The sequence below is a fragment of the Paraprevotella clara YIT 11840 genome (assembly GCF_000233955.1).
GTDB lineage: Bacteria > Bacteroidota > Bacteroidia > Bacteroidales > Bacteroidaceae > Paraprevotella > Paraprevotella clara.
Genome location: NZ_JH376718.1, coordinates 1 through 393 on the forward strand (window position 1 = coordinate 1; position 393 = coordinate 393).

Annotated in this window: 1 protein-coding gene; it reads left to right on the forward strand. The window is 39.9% G+C overall.

Translation table 11 applies throughout. The features are described 5' to 3' along the window. The coding region (locus HMPREF9441_RS17265; RefSeq protein WP_008623792.1) for a site-specific integrase at positions 1-393 on the forward strand (393 nt) is incomplete at both ends.

Below are 393 nucleotides of genomic sequence, written 5' to 3' on the forward strand. Positions count from 1 at the left end.
CACTTACAATCGTTCTTTGACGGCAACAAATGGCTTATCAAACGCCGTCAGAAATCTGATGTGCCCTGTAATGTACGTCTGTTGGATATAGCCGAGAAAATTATTGAAAAATATGAAGGTACGACTCGTACAGAGGCATTGTTTCCTACACCCTCCAATGCTAATTGCAACCTCTTAATCAGAAAGATGATGAAAGATTGTAACATCATTCGTGAAAAACCCATTTCATTTCACTGGGCACGCCATACCTTTGGTACTCTGTTCTTAACAGAAGGGGTTCCCTTGGAAAGTGTTAGCAAGATGATGGGACATAAGAATATCAAAACTACCCAGATTTATGCTAAAATCACCAATGAGAAAATCAGCAAGGATATGGAAATTGCTGCCGAACGA